Here is an 8,673-nt window from a genome sequence, read left to right on the forward strand (position 1 = left end):
AACGACCGGTCCCCCCAATTCCCGCCAGCGCCCGCTTTAATTACCCCATGGCCAGCGCGGTACGCGGGATTCACCCTCGATCCACCGCGCTGGGCTACGCGCTGCTGGCCCCCAGCCTGTTCGGCGTCCTTGCGTTTCTGCTGCTGCCCATCCTGGTCGTACTTTGGTTGAGCCTGTGCCGCTGGGATCTCCTCGGCCCACTGCACTTCGTCGGCTTGTCCAACTGGCGTTCGGTCCTGAGCGACCCCGGGTTCGGCAACTCCCTGATCGTCACGGCCATCTTCGTGGAGATCGTGGTGCCGGCGCAGACCGTGTTGGGACTACTGGCCGCGACCATGTTGGCCCGCCAGCTTCGCGGCACCAATCTGTTTCGCACGCTGTTTGTGCTGCCGTGGATCTGCGCGCCGCTGGCGATCGCGGTCCTGTGGCGCTGGATCCTGGCTCCCACAGACGGCGCCGTGAGCACCGTGCTCGGGCACAGCATCGAATGGCTGTCGGATCCGAGCTTTGCGCTGCCGCTGGTGTCGGCCGTGGTGGTGTGGACCAACGTCGGCTATGTCTCGTTGTCGTTTCTGGCGGGCCTGCTGGCCATTCCCGACGACATCCACGCCGCCGCACGCACCGATGGCGCCACCGCATGGCAGCGGTTCTGGCGCATCACCATGCCGATGCTGCGGCCGACGACCTTCTTCGTGCTAGTCACCGGGATCGTAAGCACAGCACAGGTTTTCGATATGGTGTACGCGCTCACCGGCGGCGGACCGGCCGGCAGCACCGACCTGGTGGCACATCGCATCTACGCCGAGGCTTTCGGTTCGGCGGCCATCGGCCGGGCTTCGGCGATGGCGGTGGTGTTGTTCGTGATCCTGATCGGCGTCACCGTGGTTCAGCACCTGTATTTCCGGCGACGGATCAGCTATGACCTCACCTAGTCGGATCACGTCCGACGTGGCGATTTATGCCGGGCTGTCGCTGGGCGCATTGATCACGTTGGCGCCGTTCGCTCTTGGCCTGATGACCTCGTTCACCTCGGCACACCAATTCCTCACAGGTACCCCATTGCAGCTGCCGCGGCCACCCACGGTGTCGAATTTCGCCAACCTCGGCGGGGCCGGGTTCGGTCGCGCGGCCGCGGTGACCGCCTTGATGACGGCGGTGATTCTGGTGGGCCAGTTGACGTTTTCGGTGCTGGCCGCATATGCCTTCGCCCGCCTGCAATTCCCTGGCCGTGACGCGCTGTTCTGGGTGTACATCGCGACGCTGATGGTGCCGGGGACGGTCACGGTGGTGCCGCTGTATCTCATGATGGCCCAGCTCGGCCTGCGTAACACGTTCTGGGCGTTGGTGCTGCCGTTCATGTTCGGCTCCCCCTATGCAATCTTCTTGTTGCGCGAGCATTTCCGAATCATCCCGAACGACTTGATCAACGCCGCGCGCCTGGATGGCGCGAAAACCCTGGACGTCATCGTGCACGTGGTGGTCCCGTCCAGTCGCCCGGTGCTGGCCGCGTTGGCGTTGATCACCGTGGTCTCGCAGTGGAATAACTTCATGTGGCCGTTGGTGATCACCAGCGGCCACAAGTGGCGGGTGCTCACCGTCGCGACCGCAGACCTACAGTCGCGGTTCAACTCCCAATGGACGTTGGTGATGGCGGCCACCACGGTCGCGATCGCCCCGCTGATCGCGCTGTTCGTGGTCTTCCAGCGCCACATCGTCGCGTCAATCGTCGTCTCGGGACTCAAATGAGACGACCGCGTTTTTCCACACTGGCCGCGGGATCGGTTGCGCTGGTGGCGGCGCTGCTGGCCGCGATGGTGGTGCTGCTGGACTACTCCGCCCAGCCCCATGGCGGCAAGACCGTCGTCACGGTGCGCATTTGGGACGATCAGATTGGTGGCGCCTATCGCCAGTCCTTCGAGGCCTTCAGCCGCGTCCATCCCGACATCGAAGTACACCTGAACTTGGTGGCGTACTCGACCTACTTCAACACCCTGCGCACCGACGTGGCCGGCGGCAGCGCCGACGACATCTTCTGGCTGTCCAACGCGTATCTCGCGCGGTACGCCGACAGCGGCCGGCTGCTGAACATCGGCGAAGTCCTTGGGCCCCAAGCCGCCTCGGAGTGGGAGCGGGCGGTCGTCGAGCAGTTCACCCGCAACGGCACGCTGTGGGGCGTGCCGCAGTTGACCGACGCCGGAATCGCGTTGTACTACAACGCAGATCTTCTCGCCGCCGCGGGCGCCGATCCCGCCCAGCTGAGCACCCTGCGGTGGAGTCCCGGCGACGGCGACACCTTGCGCCCCCTGCTGGGCCGCCTCACCGTCGATGCCGACGGAAACCGTTCCGACACAGCACGTTTCGACGCGGGACGGGTGCGACAGTGGGCATACAACGCGGCCAACGACCCCCAGGGGATCTACCTGAACTACATCGGTTCGGCCGGCGGCGTGTTCCAGCGTGGCGACACCTTCGCGTTCGACAACCCGGCCGCCGTGACGGCCTTTCAGTATCTGGTCGACCTGATCAATCGCGACCACGTCGCGCCGCCCGCCGCCGACACCAACGACAACGGCGACTTTTCCCGCAACCAATTCCTGGCCGGCAGGATGGCGCTGTTTCAATCGGGCACCTACAACTTGGCGCCGGTGGCGCGCGATGCCCGCTTCCATTGGGGTGTGGCGATGATGCCCGCCGGCCCCGCGGGGCGGGTCAGCGTCACCAATGGCATTGCCGCGGCGGGCAATGCGGCGACGAAACACCCTGACGCCGTCCGTCAGGTGCTGGCCTGGCTGGGCAGCAGACAGGGCAACGAATACCTGGGGCGGTCCGGTGCGGCCATCCCCGCGGTTTCCACCGCCCAACCGGTCTACTTCCAGTACTGGGCCACCAGAGGTGTCGACGTCACGCCCTTCTTCGCCGTGCTGAACGGTCCGCGCATCCCGGCCCCCGGAGGGGCAGGCTTTGCCGCCGGCAATGATGCCCTGCAACCGTACTTTGACGAAATGTTCCTCGGCCGCGGCGATGTCGCTGCGACATTGCGGCGAGCTCAGGCGGCGGCCAACGCCGCCGCGGCGCGCCAGTGAGTTCTGGTCAGTGGGCATCGCCCGATGACGGCTCGACCATTTCGTCGTTGAGCGCGCTGTGGTGGCGGCCCCACACGAAATAAAAAATCAACGCCAGTAACACCCAACCGCTGAACGCGATCCAGGTGTACCAGTGCAGGCTGGCGAGGATGTAGCCGCAGGCCGCCACCGAAAGGATCGGCGTGACGGGATAACCCGGGACCTTGAATCCCCGTGGCAGGTCTGGCTCGCGCACCCGCAAGATGATCACTCCGAGAGATACGACGATGAAGGCGGTGAGCGTGCCGATCGACACCATGTCGGCGAGCTTCTGCAGCGGGATGAAGGCGGCCAGGGTGGAGGCCACGACGGCGACGATCACCGTGTTGGTCACCGGCGTCATGGTGCGCGCGTTCACCGTCGCGAACCTGGCGGGCAACAGCCCGTCACGGCCCATCGCGAAGAGGATGCGCGTCAGGCCGTACATGGTGACCAGCGTGACGCTGAAGATCGAAATGACCGCCCCGGCAGCCAGAATCGTGCCGGCCCAGCCGTCGTGGGTGACATGGTCGAGAATCGTGGCCAGCCCGGCTTCCTGCTGGCCCGCAAAGTCCCGCCAGGGCTGGGCGCCCAGCGCGGCCACCGCGACGAGGACATAGACCCCGGTAACGGTCAGCAGCGCGCCGATCAGTGCGCGCGGCATGGTTTTCTGCGGGTTGTTCACCTCGTCACCGGCGGTGGACACTGCGTCGAGACCGATGTAGGAGAAGAAGATGGTGCCGGCGGCCGAACCGATACCGGACACCCCGAAAGGCGCGAAGTCACGGAGATGGCTCGCGTCGAACGCTGTGAACGCGACGACGGCGAACACGACCAGGACGCCGAGTTTGACCATCACCATGATCGCGTTGACCTTGGCCGATTCGCTGGCGCCGCGGATGAGCAACAGAGCGCACATGACTATCAGCAGGACCGCCGGCACGTTCACGTATCCGGGCTGGGTGTCCCATGGCGCGGCCGACAACGCTTGCGGCAGCTGGAATCCCAGGACATTGCTCAGCAGCTTGTTCAGATAGCCGCTCCAGTTGACTGCGACCGCTGCGGTCGCCACCCCGTATTCCAGCAGCAGGCAGGCCGCCACGCCCACGGCTACGACCTCTCCCAGCGTGGTGTACGCGTACGAATACGACGACCCCGAAACCGGCACCGCCGAGGCCAATTCGGCGTAACAGACGGCCGCGAGCCCGGCCGCGATTCCAGCGAGAAGAAAGGAGACGATCACTGCCGGGCCCGCTTCGGGGACCGCCTGCGACATGACGAAGAAGATGCCGGTGCCGACCGTCGAGCCAACCCCGAACATCGTCAGCTGGAACGTTCCGATGCCGCGCTTGAGGTGATCAGCGGTCCCGTGCGCGGCGTGTGCACCCATCACCGGGCGCCGCCGCAGCATCTGTTCTTTCAGGCTGATCGACGTGGCTGGCAAGCGCCCCTCCTGTGACCGGATCAGCTGATTATGGAACAGCCTCCCGCAACGGCGTCGGGCCGTGGGGGTCTTTCACCAAAGACGCAGTCGGCGATCAGCCCACTTGCGGCAGCAAGGTCTCGGTCACTACTGCGGCGGCGCAGACGACAACAGTGATGGCCAGTGTCAACCAGTCAGCCAGTTTCGGCCGTGCGGGACTCGCGGACAACTGACCGATCCCGCCACGGGCGGTGATTGCGTCGCCCATCTCGTCCGCCCGACGTAGGGTCACGACCACCGCCGCGGCCATCAGGTCGATCACCCCCCGGCTCTGCTGCCGAAGCCGTGCCCTGCGGCCTGAGGGTATTCGGTTGGGCCGCAACAACCGAGCGGCGTAAAGCACATGGAATTCGTCGATCAGCATCGGGAAGGCGCGCAGAGCCAAAGCCAGGGCCACAGCCCATTCGTCGACCGGAATGCGCAGTACTCTCAACGGACGACCCAATGTCGCTACTGCAGGCGCGATTTCGGCTACGTTCGTGGTCCACGACACCATCGCGCCGAGGCCCAGCAGCACGATCGACAGTGCGGTGATCCTGAGGAATTGCAACGCTCCACCGAGCCCGATGACCACACCGCCCATCGGTACCGTGGGGCTGCCGCCGGCCAGCGCCGCGGTCACAAAGCCCAACGCGAGGAGGGCCCACAGCCACCGCGGAATCGGCGGCAGTGCACCACGTGGGATTCGTGCAATCCAGACCGCCGCCGCCAGCAGTGCCGCCACCAACGCGATCGTCGTCCATCCCGGATAGAACGTCAGAAGCACCGAAACGCCGAATACGACCAGCAGTTTGGTGCCGGCCCACAGGTCGTGAATGGCCGATCTTCCGGGCACCGGGACCAGCAGGACGACCGATGTGGAACGGCGCCGATTCACGTTGGTCGCCGCGGTCGATGGTGTCGTCACGCCAGGCCTCCCGCCACCGCAGTGGTAGACACCGTTTCCAGCGCACCGTTGCGCAAACGGATGGTCCGCGGACAAACCTCGTCAAGCCCGACGAAGTCGTGCGAAATGACCACCAACGTCAGGCCGCGGGTACGGCGCAAATTCGCAAGCACTCGCAGGAGACCGCGCTGGCTGCTGGCGTCCAGCCCTGCCAACGGTTCGTCGAGTACCAACACTCGGGGCGAACATGCCAATAGCCCGGCCAGCACCACGCGGCGCATTTGTCCACCACTGAGCTGATCGATGCGCCGCTTGGCAAGTGCGGGGTCCAGTCCGACTGCGATCAGCGCGGCGGCCACGCGATCATGGTCGCGCCGCGAAAAGCCCGCGACTGACGCCAGTTCCAGGTCGACATGGCTGCGCATCAGCTGCAGTCTGGCGGCCTGGAACGACAAAGCCACCGCGCCGACGCGCCGATGGGTGGGTTCGCCGTCGATGAGGCAGACACCCTCGGTGGGCACGGTCAGCCCAGCCATGATCCACGCCAGTGTCGACTTGCCAGAGCCGTTGCCACCGTGAATGAGCAGCCCTTCGCCTTGTTCAACCGTGAAGTTGATATCGCGCAGCGCCGTCTTCGCCCACGGCGTACCGCTGTGATATTCGTGCCCGACGCCCACCACCTCGAGGACCGGCTTGCTGGAGCCACGGGTGACGGCGCCGGTCGGGACCGGCGCCGGCGCGATCTCGACCATGCTGCTGTTGTCGGAGGAATCGCTGAGATTGATGGTGCGATCCGCCGATGCAGCCTCATTGTCGAAGTGCGTGATATGCACCAGGGCCGTGCGGTGCCGCTCGGGAAGACCGGACAGGACGTCCAACAAGAGTTCGCGGCCTGGCTGGTCGATCATGCTGGTGAACTCGTCAGCGATCAACAGCGAGGGTTCGCGGGCGAGTGCGGCGGCGAGCGCTAGCCGCTGCAACTCCCCGCCGGACAGACTTCCGGTGTCGCGCTCGGCGAGCCCGTCGAGGCCGACCTCGCTCAGCAACTGGTTCACGTCGACTTTGGTGCCCGGCGGCAGGCCCCAGACCACGTCGTCTGCCACCCTGGTGCCCAAGACCTGGGTTTGCGGGTGCTGAAGCACGAGCGACGTGCCACCGACCCTTCCCAAACCCACTGCGCCAGGGCGATACACGACACCCCATGTCGGTTCTCGGCCCGCCAGAATCAGCGTCAGGGTCGTTTTCCCGGACCCGTTCGCGCCGACAACGGCGACATGTTCGCCGACCCGGAGGTCCAGACTGATTTCACGCAGCGCGTCCTGGCTTGCGCCGGGGTAGCGGAACCGCACGTCGACCAACCGCACAGGCACAGGACCGATTGCGGCATCCGACAATCCAGCGCTGTCGGGACTGTCCAGCTTGTGCACATCGGGAATGTTGTGCAGCCGCTCCAACAGCCGCGAAAGTACCCACCACCCGATCAATGAAGAGATCATCACCCCGTAGGTGAGGTAAACGATGACCAACCACGGCCAGTAATGCAGTCCATAGGCGAATCCTCGCTGCACACCGGCGGCGATCCCTTGCAGGTGCACTCGCACCAAGAAAGCTTTGACGCCATCCACATTCGCGGTCATGACTTGAAAAATGAGGTGCCGCAACCGAATCAGCACCGTCAACATTCCGACCGTGACTCCGCCGACGGCGGCTCCGGCGACAAGCGACGTGACGACCACAGTCGGTGCGCCTCGGCCCTTGCGTTTGACGAGCCCGGTCAACCCGCCGATGTAGACACAGTTGAGGACGGCCGCCAGGCTGCCCAGGCCGGAAATCAGAAAAGTGATCATCCCGGCAGCGACCGTCGCGGCGACAAGCACTCGAAGTCGGTAGCGGTAGGCCAACAGCGCCATGGGCACCGTGCCCAGCAGCGCCAAGCCCTGAGCGAACGGGATCACCGTGGCGATGATGGCGATCACCGCGCAAAGAGCACCCATGACCGAGGCCTGTGCCAACTCGGTCGGTTGTAGGGGTCCACCCCGATCACGCAAACGGACCGGGGATGGGGTTTTCACTTCAACGATTCTGCCAGGCCGTAGCGCTAAGTCCCGCCAATACATCGTGTGATCTGCGCGCGACGCGAAACGCGTCGTCTTTTGGCCTCGCTTAGCAAAGCTATGCAACCATGGATGCATGGACAACGTCGTCGATGCCGCAAAGTTCGAGGGAGCCCAGGGGCTGGGAGCCGATTTGCTCGCCGTGGTCGCGCGACTCAACCGCATGGCCACCCAACGCATCCACATGCCATTGCCCGCGGCGCAGGCCAGGCTGCTGGCCACCATCGAAGCTCACGGCGAAGCCCGAATCGGTGACCTGGCCGCCGTCGATCACTGCTCGCAACCGACGATGACGACGCAGGTGCGCCGACTCGAAGAGGCGGGCCTGGTCACGCGGATGGTCGACCCGGGAGATGCGCGTGCGGTAAGAATCCGCATCACGGCCGAGGGGAGGCGCACGCTCAACGCGGTTCGGGCCGACCGCGCCGCCGCGATCGAACCGCAATTGGCGCTGCTTGACCCCGCGGACCGGCAGGTGCTGGTGCAAGCGGTCGACGTGCTGCGCGGGTTGCTCGACAACGCCTCGCGGGGCACGTCCCTTGCGGGTCGGCGCACCACGGTGTGAAGGGCGCGACGCTGGTGGTTCGAGCTCGGGCGAGGGTAGACAGTTAAGCGAGCGCGGGGACCGGCGCCTGAGGACGTGGCAGTCCCATAGCGCGAGATCAATCCAGCTGACCGGTGATGAAAGGTGGCGGCCATGCCGACCGAGGCTTCGGCGCATCCGGCCTCGCTGACCGTATGGGCCGGACCGACGCGATATGTCTTCAGCCCGGGCCGTGACGTGACCGTGGGCTACGGCCCAGGTTGTGACATTCCGCTGGAGCGTCTCGACAATCCCCCGCAACCGCCCCCAGCTCCCCGAGTCGATGTGATCCTGCGTTTCACCGGAACTCAATGGGTGGCTATCGATCTGAGCCGCCGCGGCATCTTCGCCGGCGGATCCCGACTGCACAACCTCGAGATCCGCGACGGCCTGGGAATCGCCATCGGGGATCCCCAGCACGGTCCGCGCCTGATCTTTCAGACCCCGCCCGCGGCCGGGCCACCCGGACATTCCCCGCACCGCGGCCCCGCGTACCCCTGTCTCGA

7 protein-coding genes and 1 pseudogene are annotated in these 8,673 nt (G+C 65.6%); 5 read left to right on the forward strand and 3 right to left on the reverse strand.

Annotated elements, in window-relative coordinates; genetic code table 11:
* Positions 1-47: 47 nt before the first annotated feature.
* The 3 genes from A5753_RS07630 to A5753_RS07640 are packed head-to-tail and all read left to right on the forward strand — an operon-like array spanning position 48 to position 3,083.
* Positions 48-932, forward strand: a complete 885-nt coding sequence (locus A5753_RS07630; RefSeq protein WP_067125243.1) for a carbohydrate ABC transporter permease — start codon at positions 48-50, stop codon at positions 930-932.
* Positions 919-1,746, forward strand: a complete 828-nt coding sequence (locus A5753_RS07635) for a carbohydrate ABC transporter permease (protein WP_067125246.1) — start codon at positions 919-921, stop codon at positions 1,744-1,746. Before A5753_RS07630 ends, A5753_RS07635 begins: the two co-directional genes overlap by 14 nt.
* On the forward strand, positions 1,743-3,083 hold the full coding sequence (locus A5753_RS07640) for an extracellular solute-binding protein (RefSeq protein WP_067125248.1): 1,341 nt from the start codon (positions 1,743-1,745) through the stop codon (positions 3,081-3,083). Before A5753_RS07635 ends, A5753_RS07640 begins: the two co-directional genes overlap by 4 nt.
* A gap of 7 nt (positions 3,084-3,090) precedes the next feature.
* On the opposite strand, the gene A5753_RS07645 is transcribed toward A5753_RS07640, so the two are convergent.
* The 3 genes from A5753_RS07645 to A5753_RS07655 form a co-directional block, all read right to left on the reverse strand.
* Positions 3,091-4,545 carry an amino acid permease gene (locus A5753_RS07645; RefSeq protein WP_067125251.1) on the reverse strand — a complete coding sequence of 485 codons (1,455 nt, stop codon included), beginning with the start codon at positions 4,543-4,545 and terminating at the stop codon, positions 3,091-3,093.
* A 94-nt stretch (positions 4,546-4,639) separates the two neighbouring features.
* Positions 4,640-5,491, reverse strand: coding sequence for an energy-coupling factor transporter transmembrane protein EcfT (locus A5753_RS07650; protein ID WP_067125254.1), 852 nt, complete (start codon positions 5,489-5,491; stop codon positions 4,640-4,642).
* On the reverse strand, positions 5,488-7,464 hold the full coding sequence (locus A5753_RS07655; RefSeq protein WP_231990027.1) for a DUF2232 domain-containing protein: 1,977 nt from the start codon (positions 7,462-7,464) through the stop codon (positions 5,488-5,490). The genes A5753_RS07650 and A5753_RS07655 overlap by 4 nt, the downstream gene beginning before the upstream one ends.
* 196 nt (positions 7,465-7,660) lie before the next feature.
* On the opposite strand from A5753_RS07655, the gene A5753_RS07660 reads away from it, so the two are divergent.
* The gene (locus A5753_RS07660; RefSeq protein WP_067125274.1) at positions 7,661-8,149 is read left to right on the forward strand and encodes a MarR family winged helix-turn-helix transcriptional regulator; all 489 of its coding nucleotides are present in this window, start codon (positions 7,661-7,663) and stop codon (positions 8,147-8,149) included.
* 132 nt (positions 8,150-8,281) lie between these two features.
* Positions 8,282-8,673: pseudogene (locus A5753_RS07665) on the forward strand (ABC transporter); the annotation flags it as partial.

It is taken from the genome of Mycobacterium sp. 852002-51971_SCH5477799-a (genome assembly GCF_001667145.1).
Taxonomy (GTDB): domain Bacteria; phylum Actinomycetota; class Actinomycetes; order Mycobacteriales; family Mycobacteriaceae; genus Mycobacterium.

Excerpts from the sequence above, each read along its gene's own strand:
- A5753_RS07630 (WP_067125243.1), top strand. The coding sequence starts at position 48 with ATGGCCAGCGCGGTACGCGGGATTCACCCTCGATCCACCGCGCTGGGC.
- A5753_RS07635 (WP_067125246.1), top strand. The coding sequence starts at position 919 with ATGACCTCACCTAGTCGGATCACGTCCGACGTGGCGATTTATGCCGGG.
- A5753_RS07640 (WP_067125248.1), top strand. The coding sequence starts at position 1,743 with ATGAGACGACCGCGTTTTTCCACACTGGCCGCGGGATCGGTTGCGCTG.
- A5753_RS07655 (WP_231990027.1), bottom strand. The coding sequence starts at position 7,464 with ATGGGTGCTCTTTGCGCGGTGATCGCCATCATCGCCACGGTGATCCCG.
- A5753_RS07660 (WP_067125274.1), top strand. The coding sequence starts at position 7,661 with ATGGACAACGTCGTCGATGCCGCAAAGTTCGAGGGAGCCCAGGGGCTG.